This window comes from Prescottella subtropica, from assembly GCF_005434945.1.
Lineage (GTDB): Bacteria > Actinomycetota > Actinomycetes > Mycobacteriales > Mycobacteriaceae > Prescottella > Prescottella subtropica.
This window is the reverse complement of record NZ_SKCH01000003.1, coordinates 108,146-132,103: the sequence shown is the minus strand read 5'-3', so window position 1 is coordinate 132,103 and position 23,958 is coordinate 108,146. Positions and strand designations below refer to the sequence as shown.

Here is a 23,958-nt window from a genome sequence, read left to right as displayed (position 1 = left end):
CCGGGCTCGGCAGGAGGCGAACGCCGTTACTGCTGTCGACAACAGTGGATGTCGGCGACCGTTAAACCACCGACCGCGATCAACGCCAGTTCGTGGCGGACCTGGGGTGCGGTGACGTGGGACACGTGGGCGACTCTAGCAGAGCCACGCCACGGACATCGATCCGGACGGGACCGGCTCAGCGGGTGAAGAACCAGGCGACGACGACCAGAACGATCAACGCGATCAATGCAATGGTCACGCGGGAGCGCGGCATCTAGGAACCCTCCACCTTCGTCTTGTCCGTCGGGCCGGCGACGTCGATGCGCTCGCCGCGCCCCACCAGCGTGAACACCGCCGACAGGGCACGGTCGAGCAACCATGCGATACCGAAGCAGGCCGGAATCATCACCGCGAGCACCAGGATCACCTGGGGGACGAACGGCAGGCCGGCGACCCACAGTTCGGTACCGTCCCACCAGCTCGCGATTCGATCCACCCGAGCAGCCTACTTCGTCGCATTCTCGTAGACGACGGCGATGCTGCCGCTGCCCGGCCGGAACAGGTCGGTGTCGACGGTGTCCCAGCCGCCCAGGTCGGCGATCGACCACAGTTTCCGCGGCGCCGGGAAATCGGCCGCGTACTCGGCCGCGACACCCGGATCGACGGGCCGGAACCCGGCACCGGCCCACAACCGCTGCGCCTCGGTCGTGTACAGGTAGTCCCGGAATGCGGTGGCCTGCGCGTGGTTCGGGCTGTTCGTCAGCACCGCGACCGGGTTCTCGATCGCGAACGTGACGGGCGGGGTGACATGTTCGACGGGGTCGCCCTTGCGTTCGGTGAACAGGGCCTCGTTCTCGTAGCTGAGCAGCACGTCCCCGGTGCCCTGCAGGAACGTCTCGGTGGCCTCCCGTCCCGACTTGGGCTGCACCCGAACATGGTCGGTCACCAGTGCCGTGACGTAGTCGATACCGGCCTGCGGGTTCTTCCCACCGTCACTCGCGGCCGCATACGGCGCCAACAGGTTCCACTTCGCGGACCCGGAACTGAACGGGTTCGGGGTCACCACCTCGACACCGGGACGCAGCAGATCGTCCCAGTCCCGGATGTTCTTCGGATTGCCGTCGCGCACCACCAGCGTCACCACCGAACCGAACGGGACACCGCCGTAGGCGTCCCGGTTCCAGCCCTCGTCGACCAGACCGGCGTCCACCAGACGGGTGACGTCGGGTTCGACCGAGAAACCGACGATGTCGGCACGAGCCCCGTCGCGCACCTTGCGGGACTGGTCGCCCGACGGCCCGTACGACGCGTTGAACTGCACCCCGGCACCGTCCGCGGTCTCGGCGAACGCGGCGGTGACCTTGTCGAATCCGGGCTTCGGGACCGCGTACGCGAACAGGTTGATCGCGCCGCCGCTGCCGTCGGACGTCGGATCACCACCACCGGCGACGTCACTCGATCCGCCGCTGCACGCGGTCAGGGTGGTCAGGGCGGTGGCGGCGAACGCGACCAGCGCGGTCGGGAACAGGGGGGAACGACGTCTCATGGGTGTGCCTTCCTGGCAACTGAACGAGTACCCGGCCCGGGGGCCGGGACGACGGAGCGTGGGATCGCGTTCAGCGACAGAGAATGTCGGCAACCGCCAGGTCACCGACAGCAATCAACGCCAGTTCGTGGCGGACGCGGTGAGCGGTGACGGCGGTGGACACGCGGCAGACAGTAACAGAGACCGGACACGTTGCCGAGGGTTGAAATCGGACGTCCGCGGCGAACCGTGGACGCGAACTCCGCGGCGGGTCGATGATGAAGATATGACGTCACTGCCCGAGCACCGCAGCGTCTTTCCGCCGATCGACGACTACGCGTTCCTGTCCGACTGCGAAGTGAACTGTCTGATCGCCCGCAACGGGTCCGTCGAGTGGATGTGTGTGCCCCGACCGGACTCCCCCAGCATCTTCGGTGCGCTCCTCGACCGCAGCGCCGGACACTTCCGGATCGGCCCGTACGGCCAGAACGTCCCCGCCGCCCGCCGGTACCTGCCCGGCGGGCTCATCCTCGAGACGACGTGGCAGACGCAGACCGGGTGGCTGATCGTGCGGGACGCCCTGGTGATGGGCCGCTGGCACACCAACGAGCAGCGCTCGTCGACACGCCGGCGCACCCCGTCGGACTGGGATGCCGAGCACATCCTGCTCCGCACCGTGAAATGCGTGAACGGCACCGTCGAGCTCGAGATGAGCTGCGAACCCGCCTTCGACTACCACCGTGCGCCCGCACAGTGGGAGTACACCGGCGCCGTGTACGAGGAGGCGACCGCCACATGCCGGTCCGGTCCCGGCGACGAGCATCCGACGCTGCGGCTCACGTCGAACCTGCGGATCGGGATCGAGGGACGCGAGGCCCGGTCCCGCACCCGGATGGTGGAGGGCGACAACGCGTTCGTCGCCCTGTCCTGGTCGGACGTGCCGGCGCCGCGCACCTTCGAGGAGGCCGCCGACCGGATGTGGCAGACCACCGAGTGCTGGCGGCAGTGGGTCACGATCGGCCGGTTCCCGGACCATCCGTGGCGCGGGCACCTGCAGCGCAGCGCGCTGACCCTCAAGGGCCTGACGTACGCACCGACCGGCGCACTGATCGCCGCCCCCACCACGTCGCTGCCGGAAACGCCGGGCGGCGAACGCAACTGGGACTACCGGTACGCGTGGGTCCGGGACTCGACGTTCGCACTGTGGGGTCTCTACACCCTCGGTCTCGACCGGGAAGCGAACGACTTCTTCTCGTTCATCTTCGACTCGAGCCGCAGCGAGGAGGGCCATCCGGCGCCGCTGCAGGTGATGTACGGCGTCGGCGGCGAACACACCCTCGTCGAGGAGGAACTCGACCACCTGCACGGCTACGACGGTGCCCGCCCCGTCCGCATCGGCAACGGCGCCTACAACCAGAACCAGCACGACATCTGGGGCACCATGCTCGACTCGGTGTACCTGCACGTCCGCTCCCGCGACCACGTCCCCGAAACCCTGTGGCCGCTGCTCAAACGCCAGGTCGAGGAAGTCGTCAAACACTGGAAGCAACCCGACCGCGGCATCTGGGAGGTCCGCGGCGAACCGCAGCACTTCACGTCGTCGAAGATCATGTGCTGGGTGGCGCTCGACCGCGGCGCCAAACTCGCTGCACTGCACGGGGAGAAGAGCTACGCACGGCAGTGGTCGGAACTTGCCGACGAGGTGCGGGCCGACGTCCTCGAGCACGGCGTCGACGACCGCGGTGTCCTCACCCAACGGTACGGGCACCCGTCGCTGGACGCGTCGCTGCTGCTGGCGCCGCTGCTGCGGTTCCTGCCCGCCGACGACCCCCGCATCCGGGCGACCGTCCTGGCGATCGCCGACGAACTCACCGAGGAAGGACTCGTCCTGCGCTACCGGGTCGATTCCACCGACGACGGCCTGTCCGGCGAGGAGGGGTCGTTCACGATCTGCTCGTTCTGGCTCGTCTCGGCGCTGGTCGAGATCGGGGAACTGCCCCGCGCCAAGGCCCTGTGCGAACGACTGCTCGCGTTCGCCAGCCCCCTCGAGTTGTACGCCGAGGAAATCGACCCCAAGACCGGCCGGCACCTCGGCAACTTCCCGCAGGCGTTCACCCACCTGGCGCTCATCAACGCCGTCGTCCACGTCATCCGCGCCGAGGAGGACGGGCACACCGGAACCTTCCAACCCGCGCACGGACCGATCTGACCAGAATTGTCGGTGACGTGTGTCACCATCGGATCATGCTGGATCATCTGGGAATTCAATGTGACGACACCGCGGTGAGCGCCGCGTTCTACGACAAGGTGCTGGCCACGCTCGGGGCCGTCCGGATGGCGGAGCACGGCCCGGTCATCGGGTACGGGATCCCGCCGAACCCCGACTTCTGGCTCAGCCCGCGGGTGCCCGCCGACGCCGGCTTCCGGGAGAACCACATCGCGTTCGCCGCGCCGTCGCGCACCGTGGTCGACGCATTCTTCGCCGCCGCCGTCGAGGCCGGCGCCGAGGTCCTGCACGAGCCGCGCGAGTGGCCGGAGTACCACCCCGGCTACTACGGCGCATTCGTGCGGGATCCCGACGGCAACAACGTCGAGGCGGTCTGTCACCGCCCCGAATAGGGGCGACGCTCAGAACGTGCGGCGCAGCAACCGTTCCGCGTCGGCACCGATGTCACGGACGACGTCACCGGCGGGGCGTTCCGCGGTGACGAGTCCGGCTGCCTCCCCCGCGTACACGACGCCGACGCTGGTGTCGGCGGGGTCGTAGGCGGCGGCGAGAGTGGCGTTGTCGGCGCCCTGGCCGTGCCACCGCTGCGTGTAGGCATTGACCAGTGCCCGCCCACCCCACCGGGCGGGCCACGGCTGATCGCGGGCCTGATCGAAGATCGACGTGTAGACGGTGTCGGCGGAGTCGGCCTCGACGAGTCGCTGCCGGGCGAAATCCGGTCCGGTGGTCTCCGGGCTCGCGAGCAGCGCGGTCCCGATCCAGCCGCCCGCCGCGCCGGCGGCGATCACCGCCGCCAGTCCGCGCCCGGTGGCGATACCGCCCGCCGCGATCACCGGCAGGTCGGTGGCCTCGAGGATCTGCTGCAGCAGCGGCAACGTGCCGATCCGGCCGGTGTGGCCGCCGGCCTCGGTGCCCTGCGCGACCACGAAGTCCACACCCGCGGCCTCCACGACCCGCAGATCCTCGATCGTGTTGATCTGCGAACCCACCAGTGCGCCACAGGCTTTCGCGCGCGGCACGAACGGTGCTGGATCCCCGAACGACAGCGAGATGAGATCCGGCTTCTCCCCGATCGCGGCGTCGAGGAGGGTGTCGTCGTCGTACAGCGACCACGTCATCAGCCCGACACCGAGCCTCCCGCCCCCGAGGTCCCGGGCGACCGCCGATTCGGTGGCGATCCACTCGGGGGTGGCGTAGCGGGCCGCCCCGAGCAGGCCGAGACCACCGGCCCGGGTCACTTCCCCCGCGAGACGGCCGCCGGCGCGCCCGCCCATCGGGGCACCGATGATCGGCACCTCCAGTCCCAGTTCACGGGTCAGCCAGGTGTCGATCATCGGTGTTCCTCCTACTTGCTACTTGCCCTTGGGCTTGTCCGCCACCGACTCGTTCGACAGCGCCGCCACGAAGGCCTCCTGCGGCACCTCGACACGGCCGATGGTCTTCATCCGCTTCTTGCCTTCCTTCTGCTTCTCGAGCAGCTTGCGCTTACGGGAGATGTCACCGCCGTAGCACTTGGCAAGCACATCCTTGCGGATCGCGCGGATGTTCTCGCGCGCAATGATCTTCGCACCGATCGCGGCCTGGATCGGCACCTCGAACTGCTGGCGCGGGATCAGCTCGCGCAGCTTGGTGGTCATCTTGTTGCCGTACGCGAAGGCGGCGTCCTTGTGCACGATCGCACTGAACGCGTCGACGGCCTCGCCCTGCAGCAGGATGTCCACCTTCACCAGCGCGGCCTGCTGCTCGTCCGTCGGCTCGTAGTCGAGGCTGGCGTAGCCCTTGGTGCGCGACTTGAGGGCGTCGAAGAAGTCGAACATGATCTCGCCCATCGGCAGCGTGTACCGCAGCTCGACGCGGGTCTCCGACAGGTAGTCCATGCCGCCGAGTTCACCGCGGCGGGACTGGCACAGCTCCATGATCGCGCCGGTGTACTCGCTCGGAGCGATGACGGTGCACTTGGCCATCGGCTCGTACACCTCACGCACCCGGCCCTCGGGCCAGTACGACGGGTTCGTCACCTCGTGCTCGCTGCCGTCCTCCATCGTCACCCGGTACACGACGTTCGGCGCCGTCGAGATCAGGTCGAGGCCGAACTCGCGCTCGAGCCGGTCCCGGGTGATCTCCATGTGCAGCAGGCCGAGGAAGCCGCAGCGGAAACCGAATCCGAGCGCCACCGACGTCTCCGGCTCGTAGGCCAGCGCGGCGTCGTTGAGGCGCAGCTTGTCGAGGGCGTCACGCAGCACCGGATAGTCGGAGCCGTCCATGGGGTACAGGCCCGAGTACACCATCGGCTTGGGGTCCCGGTAGCCGACCAGCGGCTCGGTGGCACCGTTGCGGAAGGTGGTGACGGTGTCTCCGACCCGCGACTGGCGGACGTCCTTGACACCGGTGATGAGGTAGCCGACCTCACCGACACCCAGACCGGTGGTGGCCTTGGGTTCGGGCGAGATGATGCCGACCTCGAGCAGTTCGTGGGTGGTGCCCGTCGACATCATCGTGATCTTCTCGCGGGGCTTGATCTTGCCGTCCACCACACGCACGTAGGTGACGACGCCCCGGTAGGAGTCGTACACCGAGTCGAAGATCATCGCGCGCGCCGGACCGTCCGCGTCACCGACGGGGGCGGGGATCTGCTTGACGACCTCGTCGAGCAGTTCCTTGACGCCGACACCGGTCTTGCCGGACACCCGCAGCACGTCCTCGGGTTCGCAGCCGACGATGTGCGCGATCTCGGCGGCGTACCGGTCCGGGTCGGCGGCCGGCAGGTCGATCTTGTTGAGCACCGGGATGATGGTGAGGTCCTTCTCCATCGCCAGGTACAGGTTGGCGAGCGTCTGCGCCTCGATGCCCTGCGCGGCGTCGACGAGCAGGACCGCCCCCTCGCACGCCTCGAGCGCGCGGGACACCTCGTACGTGAAGTCGACGTGGCCGGGCGTGTCGATCAGGTGCAGCACGATCTCCTCGGCGGCGCCGTCCTCGTGCTCGACCGTCCACGGCAGGCGCACGTTCTGCGCCTTGATGGTGATGCCGCGCTCGCGTTCGATGTCCATCCGGTCGAGGTACTGGGCACGCATGGCCCGCTCCTCGACGACACCGGTGAGCTGCAGCATCCGGTCGGCGAGCGTCGACTTGCCGTGGTCGATGTGCGCGATGATGCAGAAGTTCCGGATCTTCGTCGGATCCGTGAACGTCTTCTCCGCAAAGTTGCTGCTCAAGCCCTATTCCCTCGTCTCACTCGCGCATCGTTCATCGACCCGGGCCGGCGTCACCCGTGTCCCGTTGCAACCCCCATCATCCCTTGTGGGCGGGCCCGCGTACACATCCAGGGTCACCGCGGGTCACCGGAGCGCGCCCGAGGTCACCGTTAAGCTCGGGCCTCATGGCGGGCACGTGGAGCACCATCGGCAGAAGGCTCGGCGACTACGCGACCCGGGAAGGCCCGAAACTGCTGCGGCAACTGCGCCGCAGCGCCCCGGTCACGCGGGTCGCCGACACCGTGTCGGGAATGCTGTCGGCCCCGGCACGTCCACCGGCGGCGCCCGGCCGTCCGGCGTCACGTACCACGGTGCCCACCGCGCACCGGGCGCGTCGCATCGAGTACTCCCCCCACCTCGACGGGCAGGCCGATCCCGGCGAGATCGTGTGGACGTGGGTCGCCTACGAGGAGGACCCGGGTCAGGGCAAGGACCGTCCCGTCCTCGTCGTCGGACGCGACGGCGACACACTGCTCGGGCTGATGCTGTCGTCCAACGAGCGACGCGACGACAACCCGGACTGGCTGCCCCTCGGCGCCGGCCCCTGGGATGCCGGGAACCGGCCGAGCTGGGTGCGCCTGGACCGGGTCCTCGACGTCCCCGAGGCCGGTATCCGCCGCGAGGGCGCGATCCTCGACCGCGACCGCTTCGACACCGTCGCCGCCCGGCTGCGCACCGACTACAGCTGGCGCTGAGTCGTCGTGCCGTGAAGTCGTCGCCCAGGGAACAAGGCCCGTTTTCGTGGATGCCGCGCGGGTTCGAGTCCGAATCGGGATGTCCGCCGGAATGCGGTAGAGTCCGCGGAAGCCCTGGACGGCCACCGGTTTGAGATCACCTCGTGGGTACTGGTAGTGTCGTCGGTCGGTGCATGTGCACCCAGAGCTTTTCGACAGAAACCAGCAAAAAAGACGACAGGATTTTACGCGTGGCCAACATCAAGTCCCAGGTGAAGCGGATCCGCACCAACGAGCGCAACCGACTCCGCAACCAGTCGGTGAAGTCCTCGCTGCGCACGGCGATCCGTTCCTTCCGCGAGGCCGCGGCAACCGGTGACAAGGACAAGGCCAACGAGCTCCTCGTCGCCACCAGCCGCCAGCTCGACAAGGCAGCCGGCAAGGGCGTCATCCACGCCAACCAGGCTGCCAACAAGAAGTCGGCGCTCGCGAAGGTCGCCAACTCTCTCTGACAAGTTTCTGACGGTTCCACCGTCGCAAGCTCTGTGGTGAAAGGCCCCCGATCATTCGATCGGGGGCCTTTCGCTGTATCCGTGGTCCGGGGCGCTGCGTCTGCTGGTCCGGGGTGCGCTGCGCCCGCGGCCAGCCGCCGCGGTCAGCGGCCGCCGTGCAGGTCCGCGACCCGGCGCACCGCCGCCTCGACGGCGTAGTCGGCGTCCGCGGCCTGACCCTTGACGTCTCCGTTGAGCTGCGCCACCACCTGCAGGGCCTCGCCGATCGACGCCGGATCCCAGCCGCGGGCCTGCGCCTGCGCCTTCTTGATCTTCCACGGCGGCATGCCCAGCGCGGACGCCATCGCGAACGGGTCGCCGCGGCCCGCGGACCCGACCCGCGCGATGGTGTGGACGGCGTCGGCGAGCGCGTCGGCGAGCAGCACGTGCGCGACACCGCGGTGCATCGCCCACCGCAACGCCTCCATCGCGCCGCGCCGGTCACCGGTCACCGCCTTGTCGGCGACGTCGAACCCGGACACCTCCGCCTTGCCCGAGTAGTACCGCTGGACGGCGCCGGCGTCGATCCGGCCGCCGGTGTCGGCGATCAACTGGGAGCAGGCTGCGGCGAGTTCCCGCAGATCCGAGCCGACGGCGTCGACGACCAGTTCCAGGACCTCGGGTGAGACGCGGACACCGGCGGACCGGAACTCGCCGCGCACGAAGTCGACCCGCTCCCCCGGCTTGAGCTTGGCGCAGGCGTGGACGGTGGCCCCGGCCTTCTGCAGCGCCCCGGCGAGCGCCTTCGCCCGCCCGGCACCCGAATGGAGCACGATCAGCACGGCCCCCTCGGGGACGTCGCCGGACGCCTCCTGGATGAGGGTGACGGCGTCCTTACCGGCCTCGGCGGCCGCCTCGAGGACGATCACCCGATCCTCCGCGAACAGCGACGGGCTCAGCAGTTCCGCCAGTTCGGGGGCACTCGCGTCACCGGCCCGCAGTCGGGAGACCGGGATGTCCGCCCCGGACGACCCGGCCGCGCCCCGGACGGCACCGATCACCGATGCGACCGCGCGTTCGACCAACAGTTCCTCGTCGCCCAGGACGAGATGCAGCGGCGCGGGGCGGGCGGAGGTAGTCACCGGACGATGGTGCCATGGGAACGCCCCACGACGGCAAGTGCCCCGGCCCCGGTCCGGGCCACCGCGACGTCACCCTGCAGGTCGGTGCGGGCGACGACCGCACCGAGGGCCGTCGCCCGGTCCAGGATGCCGCGGTTGGGGTGCCCGAACGGGTTGCCGGCACCGACACTGACCACGACCAGCCGGGGTCGGACGGCGGCCACGAATTCGGGTGCGGTGGTGCGGGACCCGTGATGCGGCAGCTTGAGGACGTCCGCGCGCAGCGACGTCCCGGACCGCATCAGTGCGCGCTGTCCGGCCTCCTCGACGTCCCCGGTGAGCAGGATCGTCCCGGCCCGGGTGTGGGCGCGGATCACCAGCGAGGTGTCGTTGGCGGCGTCGTCGGCCGCCTCCGCGGTGCGCGGCGGCGGCAGCAGTGGTCCGAGGATCTCCAGGCGCAGGTCGCCGATCGTCACGTCCCGTCCGGGAGTGAGACGCACGACCGGGACACCGGCCCGGGCGGCGGCCGCCGACACGAACCGTCTGCCGGCGGCGGGCAGATCCGACGGGCCGATCGCGACCGCGCCGACGGATCGACCGCCGAGGACCCCGTCGATGCCGCCGTAGTGGTCGGCGTGCAGGTGGGTGACGATCAGCAGCGCGATCTTCTCGATGCCGAGTCCGCGCAGGCACCGGTCGACGGGGCCGGGATCCGGTCCGGCGTCGACGACGACGGCGCGCCCGTCGCCGGTCGTCAGGACCAGTCCGTCGCCCTGACCGACGTCGCACGCCACGAACGCCCAGCCGTCGGCCGGCCAGCCCGGCGTCTGGATGCGGGTGGGCACCCACACGAGTGCGACCCCGACCACGAGCGCGGCCAGGATCCGGCGGGACCACCGGTACCGGACGGTGACGGCGGCGGCAGCGAGTCCGGCCGCGACGACGACCGCCCCGACGAGGCCACCGGCGACCGTGATCGTGGCGCCGGGGATCGCGGCGGCCCGGTCGGCGACCTCGAGCAGCCACCACAGCGGCGGACCCGCCGCCCGCACGAGCAGCGTCGCGGCCGGCAGCCACAGCATCGCCAGCACGGCGGTCACCGCACCGACGATCGTGATGGGTGCGACGACGGGGGCGACGAGCAGGTTCGCGGCGATCGACACGATGCTCACGGTCCCGGACATCGCGGCGACGATCGGCGCGGTGACGACGAACGCGGCGATCGCGACCGCGCACATCTCGGCGAGCCACCGCGGCCACCCCCATCCGCGCATCCGTTCCACCAGGAGCGGGGAGACGACGATCAGGCCGGCGGTCGCGGCGACCGACAGTGCGAACCCGAAATCGACGGCGAGGGACGGCGACACGGCGAGCAGCACGATCACCGACGCCGCCAGCGCCGGGATCGCCTGTTTCCGGCGTCCGACGACGAGCGCGAGCAGCGCGATACTGCCCATCGCGGCGGCCCGCAGCACGCTCGGGGACGGCCGCGCGACGATCACGAACGCCACCAGTGCGGCACCGGCGAGCACCGCCCCGGTGCGGGGGCCGATACCGGCGCCGCGCACCAGCAGCAGCACCGCGCCGAGCACGATCGACACGTTGGCACCCGACACCGCCGTCAGGTGGGTGAGCCCGGCCGCGGTGAACTGGTCCTTCACCTCCTGCGGCAGCGCGGACACGTCCCCGACGACGAGCCCGGGCAGGAGTCCGGCCTGCTCCGGTGGCAGCGCCGCCGTGGCCGCGGCGGCGAGTCGGCCGCGGACCGTGCCCGCCCACCGCTGGTGGCGTGGCGGCGGTTCGACGGCCGACGGCGGTCCCGTCGCCCGCAGCACCGCGACCGTGAGATCGGCGCGCTGCGGTGCGGCGAGCTTTCCTCTCAGGGTGATCCGCTGTCCGGGCAGCAACGTCTCCCACTGCGGCCCCTGCGCGAAGACGAGCACCGACCCGCCGACCCGGACGGTCCGGTCCCGGTCCCGCATCTCCCGCAGCGACGTCCGCACCAGCAGCTGGCGGGGGCCACCGAAACCCGAGGCGCGCAACGGTTTCGGATCGTCGTCGACGACGACGGTCACGGTCGCCGACGCGCCGCGGTCGGCCAGCGCGGCCAGCGGGTGCCCGGTCACGGCGTGGACCCGGACGGCCGTCGCGACCGCGAACCCGGCACCGAGCAGGGCCGCCGCGATCAGCGTCGCGGCGATCCCACGTCGCAGCGGCGCCGTCTCCCGCCGTGCCACCGTCACCACCAGGGTTCCGGCCGCGACCACGAGTCCGGCGGCCACCCCCACCGCCGGTCGCCACCCCGCCAGCAGCCCGACCAGTGTCACCGCCCAGCAGGCCGCCGCGGACGGGACCAGCCTCAGATCGACCGGCCCGTCCGGGTCGGTCACACCGTCACCAGGTCCCGCAGTTTCGCGAGCCGGCCGGGTCCGATGCCGTCGACCTCACCCAACTGTTCGACGTCCGTGAACCGGCCGTTCGTCGCCCGCCACGCCACGATCGCCGACGCCGTCACCGGACCGACACCGGGCAGCGCGTCGAGTGCGGCCGCGTCGGCGGTGTTCAGGTTCACCTTCCCGCCGGGCCGGTCCCCGGACTTCGACGGCGCACCGACTCCTGCCCCGGCTCCTGTCCCGGCCGCCCCCGATCCGATGCGCGCGCTGCCGACCGTGGTGGGTCCACCGGCCGGTGGGGTCGCCCCGACCAGGATCTGGTCGCCGTCGTCGACCCGTTCGGCCATGTTCAGGCCCAGTACGTCCGCGCCGGGCCGGGCCCCACCGGCGGCGGCGAGGGCGTCGGCGACCCGCGATCCGGGTGGCAGCCGCACCAGACCCGACCGTTCGACGAGTCCGACGACGCTGACGATCAGTTCCTCGACGGGGACGGGTGCCGGTGTGGGAGTCAGCGCCGGAGCGGCGAGCGGGTCGGGCGCGGCCGGATCCCCCACCGCACTGTCTCCCACTGCGCCGTCCCCCCCTGCGCTGTCACCGGCGGCGACGACCGGCAGCGGCGGGATCGCCTGCACATCCGGCCGGTCCCGCCACACCGTCACCGCCGCAACGATCGCCGCGACCAACCCGACCACCACGAGTGCGGCCACGCCGCGGCGCCCCGGATTCAACCGCAGCCCGCTCCACCGACTCGGCACCGACATCGTGTCGTCCTGCCAGTCCGGGTGATCGTCGTCGGCCAGCCACCCCGGCTCCGCCGCGGTCGACGCGGCCGCGAGCCTCCCCCGTGTCCTCACTCGATCCTCATCGGTCCCCATACGGCCGACACTAGGGGCCGGTGGGCGCCGACGGCCCGGCCGAACGGGGCAGGAAAGAAAACCTGTGGATCAGTGCGGGGCTGTGGATGAATCCGCGGTCGACTCCCCGTCGGGGCAGGTCACGACCCCGATCGTTCCGGGCCCCAGATGCACACCGAGTACACTGCCGATCTCCGTGACGACCAATTCGGTGAGCTCGGGAATCCGCGCCTCGAGTTGCGCGGCGACCGCGTCCGCCCGGTCTCGGGCGTGCAGGTGGTGTACCGCGACCGCGGTCGGCTCGTCACCCACCTGCTCGACGACGGCGTCGACGAGTTTCGCGAGCGCTTTCGTCGAGGTACGGGTCTTCTCCCGCAGCACGAGTTTGCCGTCCACCAGGTGCAACACCGGTTTCATGGCCAGCGCGGTCCCGAGCAGGGCCGCGGCGGTGCCGATGCGGCCGCCACGGCGCAGATGGTCGAGTCGGTCGACGACGATGAGAGTGCGCCCGTGCTCGGCGACGTCGACGGCCCTGCGGTACACGGCGTCGAGGTCGCCGCCGGCGCGGGCGGTGCGGGCCGCGGCGAGCGCCGGATAGCCGAGCCCCATCCCGGTGGATGCGGAATCGACGACCCGCACCCGGTCCCCGAGACCGGCGGCGGCCTGCCGACCGGCGTCCCACGTCCCCGACAACTGCCGGGACAGGTGGATCGCGACGACCCCGTCACCGTCGCTGTCGGCCAGCGCGGCCGCGTACGCGTCGGCAAGTTCTCCCGGCGACGCCCCCGACGTGGTCACCCCGGTCAGATCACCGGGAATGTCGTCGACGCCCTCGCGGTAGTCGTGGCCGCCGGACAGGACGTGCAGCGGCACGACCCGGATCCCGAACCGGCCGGCCAGGTCGGGCGTCAGGCAGGAGGACGAGTCGGTGACGACGACGACAGGCACGCCGTCAGCCCTGCCCGCCCTCGACGGGAGCCGACAACCGGCGAGCGTTCTTCACGGCGTCGAGCATCGCGGCCGCAACCTGCTCGTGGGCATCCCAGCCCCAGTGGATCCCGTCCGGATTGGCCCGGTCGGAGAAGACGTTGTCGCGGACCGCGTCGGCCAGGTCGACCATCGGAACGTTCTTCTCCGACGACCACGCCGTCAGGGCACGGACGGCCGGTTCGCGGCCCGTGTGCACCTGCCCGTACGCGTCGCAGCGGTGCACCGACGGGAACGTACCGATCACCGGCAGATCCGGCCGGATCGCGGCGAGCGCGTCCCGACAGCTCTCCAGGTACTCGACGGACAGTCGCGGCGGCAACGCCACCGGACGGCCCAGCCTCGACAACCGCGGCTGCAGCCACTGGTAGCCGGAGCGGACCACGCGGCGCAGCGCCGGCGGCCGGAGGTAACGCAACTGTTCACGCAGCGCGGTCGGCAGCGGCGACGGCAGCGAATCCATGCCGCCGACCGCGAACACGACGGCACCGGCGTGCGGCACCGCCGCCCACACCCGCGGATCCTGGGTGATCGCCCACCACGCGTCCCGGCTGGTCCAGCCGATCCGCGCGACGAGTTCGACACGCCAGCCCAACTCGCTCGCCACCAGGTTCGGCCAGATCCGCGGATCGTCGGCGGGGAGCCCGCCCTTCGGACCGTAGTAGGACAGCGAGTCCGCGATCACCAGCAGGACGGGCTGCTCGCCGTCCCGTTCCACACGTCCAGTCGCCATGCCCGATCCGTTCCCTCCCCGTGGGCGCTGAGTTCCACCCAGGCCGTGTTTCCGAGTCCTCCGAACACCGGCCACCGATCCACCGGCAGGTCGAGCAGTCGCGCGGTGAGGGCGGCGATGAGGCCGCCGTGCGCAACGAGAATCAGGGGGCGCTGCGCGCCCTGTGCGCCTTTTTGGTAGCTCCCACTACCAGAAAGGCGCACAGGTGCGAAGTGCTCCTGCACCACCGGCAGGCTGCGGGCGGCGACGTCGATACGGGACTCGCCGCCCGGCGGGGCCCACGCCGCGTCGGTGCGCCACTGGTCGCGGGCGCCGGGGGCGATCTCGTCGACCTGGGTGTGGGTGAGACCCTGCCAGTCCCCGAGATGCGTTTCCCGCAGTCGGGGGTCGGTGTCGACCGTCATCCCGATGTGGCCGCCGAGGGCGAGTGCGGTGTCGTGGGCCCGGCGCAGGTCCGACGACACGATCGCGTACGGATCCTTCTCGGCCAGTGCCAGTGCCGCGGACTTCGCCTGTGCCCGCCCCCGATCGGACAGGTCCGTGTCGAGCTGGCCCTGCATCCGGTCGGTGGCGTTGTATTCGGTCTGCCCGTGCCGCAGCAGGATCAGCCGCCGCACCGTCCGGCCGCCCGCGGCGGCCGTCACGGCTGCGACTCCTCCGTCTCACCCGTGTCGTCGGAATCGGAGTCGAGGGGCAGGTCGCGCGGCGCGATGCCCTCGACGGGCACCTCCGGGCAGTCCTTCCACAGCCGGTCGAGGGCGTAGAAGTTGCGCTCGTCGGTGTGCTGGACGTGGATGACGATGTCGATGTAGTCGAGCAGCGCCCACCGGCCCTCACGGGTGCCCTCGCGACGGACCGGCTTGTGCCCGGCGTCGCGCAGCTTGTCCTCGATGTTCTCCACGATGGAGTTGACCTGGCGTTCGTTGTCCGCGGACGCGATGACGAAGCAGTCGGTGATGACGAGCTGCTCCGAGACATCGAGCACCACCACATCGGAGGCCAACTTCTCGTCGGCCGCCAGTGCGGCGATCCGTGCCATGCCGATGGCCTCGTTCGATGCGCTCACTCAGTGTTCTCCCGGTTCTGCTGGTGTTGACGATAGTGCGGTCGGCGCAGTGTCGCCGCGAGTGCGACGGTGCGCCGGGACGGGCTCGGACATGGTGGCCGCGCCGTCGGATCGGGCCGCGCCGTGCGGCCGGTACAGGTTACGTTTACTGATGTACTGGACGACGCCGTCGGGGACGAGGTACCAGACGGGCCGGTTCTCGGCGGCCCGCTGCCGGCAGTCGGTCGACGAGATCGCCAGCGCGGGGATCTCCATCAGGGTGACGGCGTCGGCGGGCAACTGTTCGAGATGAGCAGCGAGGTGCTCGGTGTGCAGTTCGTATCCCGGACGGGACACACCGACGAAGCGGGCGAGCCCGAACAGTTCCTCCCACGCCTGCCACGACAGGATACTCTCCAGCGCATCGGCCCCCGTGATGAAGTACAGGTCGGCGTCGGGGTGCTGGACCCGCAGGTCCCGCAGCGTGTCGACGGTGTAGGTGACCTTGCGGCGGTCGACGTCGACGCGGCTGACCGAGAACCGCGGGTTCGATGCCGTCGCGATGACCGTCATGAGGTAGCGGTCCTCAGCGGGGCTGACGGCCCGATCGTCCTTCTGCCACGGCTGCCCGGTGGGGACGAAGATCACCTCGTCGAGGCCGAACCGATCGGCGACCTCGCTCGCGGCCACGAGGTGACCGTGGTGGATCGGATCGAAGGTGCCACCCATCACGCCCAGGCGGCGCCGGGGGGTGATCGGTGTCGGCTGCTGCACGAGGATCCAGCTTACGGGCTGCGCCGCGCCACCGGCGCACCGCGGCGTCCCACCGGGTGACCGGTCAGGCCGGGCGGGTGTGCCCGTCGCCCCACACGGTCCACTTGGTGGACGTCAGCTCGCCGAGGCCCATCGGGCCGCGGGCGTGCAGCTTCTGGGTGGAGATGCCGATCTCGGCGCCGAACCCGAACTGCTCGCCGTCGGTGAACGCGGTCGACGCGTTGACCATGACCGCGGCCGCGTCGACGCGGGCGGTGAACTCGCGGGCCGCAGACAGGTCGGCGGTGACGATCGCCTCGGTGTGGCCGGTGCCGTACCGGTCGATGTGGGCGACGGCCTCGTCGATGCCGTCGACGACCTTGAGGGCGATGTCGAGGGTCAGATATTCCTGCGACCAGTCGTCCTCGGTGGCCGGGACCAGGCCGGGCAGGTCACCGTGCACGGTGATGCTGTGCATCTGCAGCACCTGCAGCAGCTGCGGCAGCGCGGTCTCGGCGATCGCCGAATCGATCAGCAGCGTCTCGACCGTGTTGCACACGCTCGGGCGCCGGGTCTTGGCGTTGATCACGATCTTCTCGGCCATCGCGAGATCGGCGGCCGCGTGGATGTAGATGTGGCAGTTGCCGACACCGGTCTCGATCGTCGGCACCGTCGCGTCCCGCACGACCGCGTTGATCAGTCCGGCGCCGCCGCGCGGGATGACGACGTCGACGAGGCCACGGGCCTGGATGAGGTGGGTGACCGACGAGCGGTCCGCGCTCGGCAGCAGTTGGACGGCGTCCTCGGGCAGCCCCTGCGCGGCGAGCGCGGCCCGCAGCACCGCGACCAGGGCGGCATTGGAGTGGGCGGCGGACGACGAGCCGCGCAGCAGCGCCGCGTTGCCGGACTTGAGGGCCAGACCGAACGCGTCGACCGTCACGTTGGGGCGGGCCTCGTACACCATGCCGACGACCCCGAGCGGGACCCGGACCTGACGGATCTCGAGGCCGTTCGGCAGCGTCGACCCGCGGATGATCTCCCCGACCGGGTCGGCCAGGCCCGCGACCTGACGCAGCCCCGCCGCGATGCCCTCGACCCGGGCCGCGGTGAGCCGCAACCGGTCGAGCAGCGACTCCTCGGTGCCCGACGCCTTCGCCGCCTCGATGTCCTCGGCGTTCGCGGCCAGCACGACATCGGTCGCGGCGAGGACCGCGTCGGCGGCCGCGTGCAGCGCGGCGTCCTTCTGCGCGGTGGTGAGCAGGGCCAGCGTGCGGGAGGCGACCCGTGCACGACGGGCGGCGTCGTGCACCTGATCGCGGGTGTCCCCGGCCTCGCCGGCGGCCGGTGTGGTGTGCGTCGCGGCAGTCATGTGTACAGATTAGCGACCGTCGGGGGCGCATAATCGTTCTGCCCATTCGCCGTCCCAGTAAGGAAATATCAGTGTCACAACACGAGACGGTCGACCACGCGCCCTCGGAGGGATACAGTCGCGGGCTCAACGCCCGCACCGTGCAGATGATCGCCCTCGGCGGCGCGATCGGAACGGGCCTGTTCTACGGCGCCGGCGGCGCGATCGAGGAGGCCGGGCCGTCCCTGATCCTGGCGTACCTGGCCGCCGGTCTGGCGATCTTCGTCATCATGCGCGCCCTCGGCGAACTGCTGACCTACCGTCCCGTGTCGGGCAGTTTCGCCGAGTACGCCGAGGAGTTCCTCGGCCGCTTCTTCGGTTTCGCGACCGGCTGGGCGTACTGGGCGGTGTGGGCCGCCACGTGCATGGCCGAGATCACCGTCGCCGGCAAGTACGTCGAATACTGGTGGCCGAGCGTGCCCGGATGGCTCACCGCGCTCGTCGTGCTGCTCGTCCTGTTCGGCGCCAACCTGATCTCGGTGAAGATGTTCGGTGAGGCCGAATTCTGGTTCTCCACCATCAAGATCACCGCAATTCTGGGCATGATCCTCATCGGTATCGGTGTCCTCACCCTCGGCTTCGGTCACGCCACCGATCCGACGGTGACGAACCTGTGGGCCGACGGCGGCATCTTCCCCAACGGGTTCGGCAGTTCCCTGATGACCCTGCAGGTCGTCATGTTCGCGTACGTCGGTGTCGAACTCGTCGGTGTCACCGCGGGTGAGGCGAAGAACCCCAAGGAAACCCTCCGCAAGGCGATCAACACGCTGCCGTTCCGCATCGGCCTGTTCTACGTCGGCGCGCTCGTGGTGATCCTGTCCGTCGCGAGCTGGCGCGACTTCGAGGCCGGACGCAGCCCGTTCGTCGAGGTCCTCGAGCAGATCGGTATCCCCGCCGCCGCCGGCATCATGAACTTCGTGCTGCTCACCGCCGCGCTGTCGTCGTGCAACTCCGGCATCTACTCCACCGGCCGCATGCTGCGGAGCCTGTCGCTGCGCCGGGAGGCTCCGGAGGCGCTGGGCCGGCTCAGCAGCCGCCAGGTGCCGTACGCCGGCATCACGATGTCGGCGGGTGTGATGCTCATCGGTGTCGTCGTCAACATCCTGTCCCCCAACCGGGCGTTCGTCTACATCACGTCGGTGTCCACGATCGGCATCATCTTCGTGTGGGGTGTGATCCTGGTCTGTCATCTGCGCTACCGCCGGTTCGTGAACCGGGGCGCACTGCCCGCATCGGACTACCGGCTGCCCGGCGCCCCGTACACCAACTGGATCGCGCTCGTCTTCCTCGCGTTCGTCGTGGTCCTGCTGTGCTTCACCGACACCGGCCGCATCGCGATCGGCGTGGGCGCCGCCTTCGGCGTCCTCGTCGGCGTCGGCTACTTCACCGTCCTCGGACGCGCGTCGTCGCGGCACTGAATTTCCCTCCCTTTCTGTGGCCGAATGTCACATACGTTCAGTTCGACTGAACGCATGTGACATTCGGCCACAGCCGTTAGCGTGCGCCGTATGAGGCGTAACCGGGTGGTCGTGGTCGGCAGCACCAACATGGATCTCGTCGTGTCGGTTCCGCGGCCTCCCGTACCCGGCGAGACGATCCTGGGGACGGCGTTCACCACGACCCCCGGCGGCAAGGGCGCCAACCAGGCGATCGCGGCCGCGAAAGCCGGAGCGGAGGTCGCCTTCGTCGGCGCGGTCGGCGACGACACGTTCGCCCTGGAGTTGCGGGAGGCACTCGTCGACGCCGAGGTCGACACCGCACTGTTGCGGGAGCTGCCCGGTGCCAGCGGGGTCGCCGCGATCACGGTGGACAGCTCCGGCCAGAACTCGATCGTCGTGGTGCCCGGCGCCAACTCCTGCGTCGTGGACCTCACCGACGACGAGTTGGCGGCAATCGCCGACGCCGACGTGCTGCTGTGCCAACTCGAGATCCCCCTCGACACGGTCACGGCGGCCGCGCGGCACGCCGCCGCGCACGGCACGGTGGTGATGCTCAATCCGTCGCCGGTCCGGCCGCTGCCGGACGCCCTGCTCGCCGCCGTCGACGTGCTGGTCGTCAATCAGACCGAGGCCCGGCAACTCGGGCGCGACGTCCTGGCCGCGGCCGCGCACGTGGTCACGACCCTCGGCGCGGACGGTGTCCGGTACCGAGGAGCCGACGGCAGACCGCTGAACGTCCTCTCCCCGACGGTCGACACGGTCGACACCACCGGTGCGGGCGATGCGTTCGTCGGGGTGCTGGCCTGCGAGTGGGGTGCCGAGCCGCTTCCCGCCCTGGTGTTCGCGTGCGCCGCCGGGGCGCTGGCCACCACCCGCCGCGGCGCGTCCGTGTCGTCGCCGACGCGGGCGGAGATCCAGGCCCTCGTCACCGCGTGACACTGACGCGTGGCCCTGATCTGTCGGACGTCTCCGGCACGATGGGGGGTATGACGACCGCACCCGCCGCTCACCCGACCGCCGCCGACCTGCGCGACGAGGCCGAACGGCTGCTGCGGGAACTGGCCGGGCCCGACGCCCGGCTCCGCGAGGACCAGTGGACGGCGATCGAGGCGCTCGTCGTGGGGCGGCGGCGCGCGCTGGTGGTGCAGCGCACCGGGTGGGGCAAGTCGGCGGTCTACTTCATCGCCGCGAAACTGCTGCGCGCGCACGGTCACGGGCCCACGGTGATCGTCTCCCCGCTGCTGGCGCTCATGCGCAACCAGGTGGCGTCCGCCGAGCGTGCCGGGGTGCGGGCGGCCACCATCAATTCGGGCAACGTCACCGAATGGGACGAGATCCATCGGCGGGTCGCGGACCGCGAACTCGACGTACTGCTGGTCAGCCCGGAACGGCTCAACAACCCGGACTTCCGGGATCAGGTGCTGCCGTCGCTGGCCGCCGACGCCGGGCTGGTCGTGGTCGACGAGGCGCACTGTGTCTCCGACTGGGGCCACGATTTCCGTCCCGACTACCGGCGCATCCGCACCCTCGTCGAGGATCTGGGCGACGGTATCCCGGTCCTCGCGACCACCGCGACCGCGAACGATCGCGTCGTCAGCGACGTCGCCACCCAGCTCGGGGTCGGCGGTGCGGAGACGCTCGTGCTGCGCGGCACCCTGGAACGGGATTCGCTGAGCATGTCGGTGGTGCGGATCCCGGACGCGACACAGCGGGCGGCGTGGCTCGCCGACCATCTCGAGGACCTGCCCGGGTCGGGCATCGTCTACACGCTCACCGTGTCCGCGGCCCGCGACCTGGCGAGCCTGCTCGCCGACCGCGGGCACCGAGTGGCCGCCTACACCGGGCAGACCGACGCCGCCGAACGTGAAGTCCTCGAACAGGATCTGTTGAACAATCGGGTCAAGGCCCTGATCGCGACGTCGGCCCTCGGGATGGGTTTCGACAAGCCCGATCTGGGGTTCGTCGTGCACCTGGGCGCCCCGTCGTCGCCGATCTCCTACTACCAGCAGGTCGGCCGCGCCGGCCGCTCCACCGACAGCGCCGAGGTGGTGCTGCTGCCCGGGCACGAGGACCGGCAGATCTGGAGCTATTTCGCCTCGGTGTCGTTCCCGCGCGAGGACGTCGTCCGCCAGGTCATCGGTGTCCTCGACACCGAGCGGCCCCAGTCGACGATGGCACTCGAACCGCTCGTCGAGTTGAACCGCACCCGACTCGATCTCGTGTTGAAGGTCCTCGACGTCGACGGTGCGGTCCGCCGCGTCAAGGGCGGATGGGTGTCGACCGGGCAACCCTGGACGTACGACGCCGACCGGTACGGCCGACTCGACGCCGCCCGCCGCGCCGAGCAGCAGGCGATGCTCGACTACGAGACCACCGGCGAGTGTCGGATGACGTTCCTGCGCCGTCAGCTCGACGATCCCGGGCTCACCGCGGACAGCCGCTGCGGCCGGTGCGACAACTGCGTCGGCCCGAAGTACACCGCCGACGTCGCCGCCGGCACCGTCGCCGACACCCGGCGGCGGCTCGAACGTCCCGGCATCGACCTGCCGCCGCGCAAGCAGTGGCCGACCGGCATGGCGAAACTGGGAATCGGCTTGTCCGGCAAGATCACCGACGGGCCGGAACCGGGCCGCGTCCTGGGCCGGCTGTCGGATCTGGGGTGGGGGCAGCGGCTGCGGGCACTGCTCGACGGCCCCGACGCGCCGGTACCGGACGTGATCGTCGACGCGTGTGTCCAGGTGTTGGCTGCGTGGGAGTGGGCGGACCGTCCGGGTGCCGTGATGTGCCTCGAATCGCCGAGTCGTCCGGTGCTGCTGGGGTCGCTGACCGCGCGGCTCGCGCAGGTCGGCCGGCTCACCGACCTCGGGGTTCTCCGCGAGCGTCCCGGCCATCCGCCGGTGTCGGCCGCCAATTCCGCCTACCGGGTCGCCGGCCTGTCGGACGCGTGGGAGGCTCCGGATCTCACCGGGCAGACCCGTCCGGTGCTGCTGCTCGACACGGTCACGGACTCCGGGTGGACGCTCACGATGGCGTCCCGGGTTCTCCGCGCCGCAGGTGCCCCCGCAGTCCTTCCCTTCGCTCTCGCCACCCCCAAGTGATACAGTATGTGATCAGGCTCACATTCACTGTCCCACCTGCACGGCAACAGGGTCTGCTCTGCCCGATTTTCGCGGTTCCATGACATTGCAGCGAGCGGTTGTTACGTTCGATTGGCAAGGACGTCAACAACACTGACGCCGACAACCATGACGCCAATCGAACTGAGAGTTACCTCGACCACCGCGCCGGACGCGGTGAAGTTCCGTCAGCCCCAGATCTCCGACGGAGTCCGGCTCTGGGAGATCGCCAAGGATTCACAGGTCCTCGACCTCAATTCGAGTTACTCGTACCTGCTCTGGTGCAGGGACTTTCGTGACACCTCGATCGTCGCGATCGTCGACGACCGGGTCGTCGGATTCGTCACCGGCTACGTGCGCCCCGAGGTGCCGGCCACGCTCATGGTGTGGCAGGTAGCGGTCGACGAGAACTGCCGAGGCCTCGGCCTGGCCGGGCGGATGCTGTCCAGCCTTCTCGACCACGTTGCACTGCAAGGTGTCTGGAAGCTCGAGACGACGATCAGCCCGGACAATGCCGCCTCCGTCGCACTTTTCACATCCGTCGCACAGCGGCGTGGATGCACGATCACGAAGCAAGAACTGTTCTCCCCGAACGATTTTCCCGATGGGCACGAGGCCGAGGATCTGTACACGATCTCGCCACAGAACGCCTCCTGAGGAAGGAGCACCCCATGACCACCGCCTCGACCAGCATTTTCGAGCATCTCGAGTCCGAGGTACGCAGCTACTGCCGGAACTGGCCGACCGTTTTCGAGTCGGCATCGGGCGCCTGGATCCGCGACGAATCCGGACGTGAGTTCCTCGATTTCTTCGCCGGAGCCGGTGCGCTGAACTACGGACACAACAATCCGGTACTGAAAGACGCGCTCCTCGAGTACGTTTCCGGTGACGGCATCACGCACGGATTGGACATGTCCACCGTCGCGAAGCGGAAATTCCTGCAGAGCTTCCAGCGCAACATTCTCGAACCGCGGGGACTCGACTACAAGGTGCAGTTCCCCGGCCCGACCGGTACGAACGCCGTCGAGTCCGCACTGAAACTGGCCCGCAAGGCGACCGGACGCGAGTCGATCGTCAACTTCACCAATGCTTTCCACGGCATGACACTCGGCGCCCTGTCGGTGACCGGTAACTCGATGAAACGGGCCGGTGCGGGCATCCCACTGGTGCACGCCACCCCGATGCCGTTCGACAACTACTTCGGCGGCGCCACCGACGACTTCCAGTGGTTCGAACAGGTGCTCGACGACTCCGGCAGCGGCCTCAACCGGCCCGCCGCGGTCATCGTCGAGACCGTGCAGGGTGAGGGCGGCGTCAACGTCGCCCGCCCGGAGTGGCTGCGCGCGCTGTCCGATCTGTGCACGCGCCGCGACATCCTGCTCATCGTCGACGACGTGCAGATGGGATGCGGTCGCACCGGGCCGTTCTTCTCGTTCGAGATCGCCGGCATCACCCCCGACATCGTGACGCTGTCGAAGTCGATCGGCGGGTACGGGATGCCGATGGCGCTGACCCTGTTCAAGCGGGAACTCGACCTGTGGGCGCCGGGTGAGCACAACGGCACGTTCCGCGGCAACAATCCGGCGTTCGTGACGGCGACCGCGGCGCTGGACCACTACTGGTCCGACGACGCCCTGCAACGCTCGACGATCGCGAAGGGTGAGCGAATCGACCAGATCTTCGCCAATCTCGCGGACACGTTCGACGGGGTGAGCACCCGCGGCCGCGGCATGGTCCGGGGGTTGGTGTTCGACGATCCGGGCAAGTCCGTCAAGGTGTGCGGTCTCGTATTCGACGAGGGTCTGCTCGCCGAGACGTCCGGCCCGTCGGACGAAGTGGTGAAACTGCTTCCACCGCTGACGATCACGGATGCCGAACTGGACCACGGACTGAGCATCCTCGCGGAGGCCACCGCCAAGGTCTGCGCCTGAGACGCGCCCGCTCCCCCCATTCTTT

Annotated in this window: 24 protein-coding genes; 9 read left to right on the top strand and 15 right to left on the bottom strand. The window is 70.0% G+C overall.

Translation table 11 applies throughout. The annotated features are described in order from the left end of the window. Window positions 1-26 precede the first annotated feature (26 nt). From E0497_RS21075 to E0497_RS21035, 4 genes are all read right to left on the bottom strand, one after another. Window positions 27-362, bottom strand: coding sequence for an Ms4533A family Cys-rich leader peptide (locus E0497_RS21075; RefSeq protein WP_421958305.1), 336 nt, complete (start codon window positions 360-362; stop codon window positions 27-29). Beyond that, entirely contained in the window at window positions 257-478 is a 222-nt protein-coding gene (locus E0497_RS04945) for a hypothetical protein (RefSeq protein WP_137723673.1), read from the bottom strand. The genes E0497_RS21075 and E0497_RS04945 overlap by 106 nt, the downstream gene beginning before the upstream one ends. Before the next feature lie 9 nt (window positions 479-487). Beyond that, window positions 488-1,528, bottom strand: a complete 1,041-nt coding sequence (locus tag E0497_RS04940) for a sulfate ABC transporter substrate-binding protein (protein WP_137723672.1) — start codon at window positions 1,526-1,528, stop codon at window positions 488-490. A 70-nt stretch (window positions 1,529-1,598) separates the two neighbouring features. Next, window positions 1,599-1,691 (bottom strand): Ms4533A family Cys-rich leader peptide, encoded by a 93-nt coding sequence (locus E0497_RS21035; protein ID WP_338325457.1) that lies wholly within the window; start codon window positions 1,689-1,691, stop codon window positions 1,599-1,601. Window positions 1,692-1,793: 102 nt separating this feature from the next. Between E0497_RS21035 and E0497_RS04935 the strand changes: the two genes are divergently transcribed. After that, a complete protein-coding gene (locus E0497_RS04935; RefSeq protein ID WP_137723671.1) occupies window positions 1,794-3,716 on the top strand; it encodes a glycoside hydrolase family 15 protein in 1,923 nt (640 codons plus the stop codon). A gap of 35 nt (window positions 3,717-3,751) precedes the next feature. Next, window positions 3,752-4,126 carry a VOC family protein gene (locus E0497_RS04930; RefSeq protein ID WP_137723670.1) on the top strand — a complete coding sequence of 125 codons (375 nt, stop codon included), beginning with the start codon at window positions 3,752-3,754 and terminating at the stop codon, window positions 4,124-4,126. A gap of 9 nt (window positions 4,127-4,135) precedes the next feature. Here the strand turns inward: E0497_RS04930 and E0497_RS04925 are convergent, their stop codons facing one another. Both E0497_RS04925 and lepA read right to left on the bottom strand, forming a co-directional pair. After that, window positions 4,136-5,068 (bottom strand): NAD(P)H-dependent flavin oxidoreductase, encoded by a 933-nt coding sequence (locus tag E0497_RS04925; protein WP_137723669.1) that lies wholly within the window; start codon window positions 5,066-5,068, stop codon window positions 4,136-4,138. Window positions 5,069-5,086: 18 nt separating this feature from the next. Continuing rightward, window positions 5,087-6,949 (bottom strand): translation elongation factor 4, encoded by a 1,863-nt coding sequence (lepA, locus tag E0497_RS04920; RefSeq protein WP_137723668.1) that lies wholly within the window; start codon window positions 6,947-6,949, stop codon window positions 5,087-5,089. Window positions 6,950-7,113: 164 nt separating this feature from the next. Between lepA and E0497_RS04915 the strand changes: the two genes are divergently transcribed. Then, window positions 7,114-7,683: a type II toxin-antitoxin system PemK/MazF family toxin gene (locus E0497_RS04915; RefSeq protein WP_137723667.1), complete on the top strand. Its 570-nt coding sequence runs from the start codon at window positions 7,114-7,116 to the stop codon at window positions 7,681-7,683. Between the two features lie 230 nt (window positions 7,684-7,913). Beyond that, window positions 7,914-8,174 (top strand): 30S ribosomal protein S20, encoded by a 261-nt coding sequence (rpsT, locus tag E0497_RS04910; RefSeq protein WP_137723666.1) that lies wholly within the window; start codon window positions 7,914-7,916, stop codon window positions 8,172-8,174. Window positions 8,175-8,317: 143 nt separating this feature from the next. Here rpsT and holA read toward each other — a convergent pair whose 3' ends face one another. The 9 genes from holA to E0497_RS04865 all read right to left on the bottom strand — a co-directional run bounded on the left by holA (window position 8,318) and on the right by E0497_RS04865 (window position 17,408). Then, complete coding sequence (gene holA / locus E0497_RS04905) at window positions 8,318-9,295, bottom strand: DNA polymerase III subunit delta (protein ID WP_137723665.1); 978 nt, start codon at window positions 9,293-9,295, stop codon at window positions 8,318-8,320. Continuing rightward, entirely contained in the window at window positions 9,292-11,664 is a 2,373-nt protein-coding gene (locus tag E0497_RS04900; RefSeq protein ID WP_137723664.1) for a DNA internalization-related competence protein ComEC/Rec2, read from the bottom strand. The genes holA and E0497_RS04900 overlap by 4 nt, the downstream gene beginning before the upstream one ends. Continuing rightward, complete coding sequence (locus E0497_RS04895; RefSeq protein ID WP_137723663.1) at window positions 11,661-12,542, bottom strand: ComEA family DNA-binding protein; 882 nt, start codon at window positions 12,540-12,542, stop codon at window positions 11,661-11,663. Before E0497_RS04895 ends, E0497_RS04900 begins: the two co-directional genes overlap by 4 nt. Before the next feature lie 69 nt (window positions 12,543-12,611). Beyond that, window positions 12,612-13,469: a DegV family protein gene (locus tag E0497_RS04890; RefSeq protein WP_137723662.1), complete on the bottom strand. Its 858-nt coding sequence runs from the start codon at window positions 13,467-13,469 to the stop codon at window positions 12,612-12,614. 4 nt (window positions 13,470-13,473) lie between these two features. Beyond that, entirely contained in the window at window positions 13,474-14,241 is a 768-nt protein-coding gene (octT, locus tag E0497_RS04885; RefSeq protein ID WP_137723661.1) for a diglucosylglycerate octanoyltransferase, read from the bottom strand. After that, window positions 14,190-14,801: a histidine phosphatase family protein gene (locus tag E0497_RS04880; RefSeq protein ID WP_241665734.1), complete on the bottom strand. Its 612-nt coding sequence runs from the start codon at window positions 14,799-14,801 to the stop codon at window positions 14,190-14,192. The genes octT and E0497_RS04880 overlap by 52 nt, the downstream gene beginning before the upstream one ends. 80 nt (window positions 14,802-14,881) lie before the next feature. Continuing rightward, on the bottom strand, window positions 14,882-15,307 hold the full coding sequence (rsfS, locus tag E0497_RS04875; RefSeq protein WP_137723659.1) for a ribosome silencing factor: 426 nt from the start codon (window positions 15,305-15,307) through the stop codon (window positions 14,882-14,884). Then, window positions 15,308-16,015 carry a nicotinate-nucleotide adenylyltransferase gene (gene nadD / locus E0497_RS04870; RefSeq protein ID WP_241665733.1) on the bottom strand — a complete coding sequence of 236 codons (708 nt, stop codon included), beginning with the start codon at window positions 16,013-16,015 and terminating at the stop codon, window positions 15,308-15,310. 109 nt (window positions 16,016-16,124) lie between these two features. Then, complete coding sequence (locus E0497_RS04865) at window positions 16,125-17,408, bottom strand: glutamate-5-semialdehyde dehydrogenase (RefSeq protein ID WP_137723658.1); 1,284 nt, start codon at window positions 17,406-17,408, stop codon at window positions 16,125-16,127. Window positions 17,409-17,479: 71 nt separating this feature from the next. On the opposite strand from E0497_RS04865, the gene E0497_RS04860 reads away from it, so the two are divergent. The 5 genes from E0497_RS04860 (at window position 17,480) to ectB (ending at window position 23,933) form a co-directional block, all read left to right on the top strand. Next, window positions 17,480-18,865, top strand: a complete 1,386-nt coding sequence (locus E0497_RS04860; RefSeq protein ID WP_137723657.1) for an amino acid permease — start codon at window positions 17,480-17,482, stop codon at window positions 18,863-18,865. 90 nt (window positions 18,866-18,955) lie between these two features. Continuing rightward, the gene (locus E0497_RS04855; protein WP_137723656.1) at window positions 18,956-19,822 is read left to right on the top strand and encodes a ribokinase; all 867 of its coding nucleotides are present in this window, start codon (window positions 18,956-18,958) and stop codon (window positions 19,820-19,822) included. 50 nt (window positions 19,823-19,872) lie between these two features. Next, complete coding sequence (locus E0497_RS04850) at window positions 19,873-21,984, top strand: RecQ family ATP-dependent DNA helicase (protein ID WP_137723655.1); 2,112 nt, start codon at window positions 19,873-19,875, stop codon at window positions 21,982-21,984. A 147-nt stretch (window positions 21,985-22,131) separates the two neighbouring features. Beyond that, window positions 22,132-22,659 (top strand): diaminobutyrate acetyltransferase, encoded by a 528-nt coding sequence (gene ectA / locus E0497_RS04845; RefSeq protein WP_137723654.1) that lies wholly within the window; start codon window positions 22,132-22,134, stop codon window positions 22,657-22,659. A gap of 14 nt (window positions 22,660-22,673) precedes the next feature. After that, window positions 22,674-23,933 carry a diaminobutyrate--2-oxoglutarate transaminase gene (ectB, locus tag E0497_RS04840; protein WP_137723653.1) on the top strand — a complete coding sequence of 420 codons (1,260 nt, stop codon included), beginning with the start codon at window positions 22,674-22,676 and terminating at the stop codon, window positions 23,931-23,933. Window positions 23,934-23,958 lie beyond the last annotated feature (25 nt).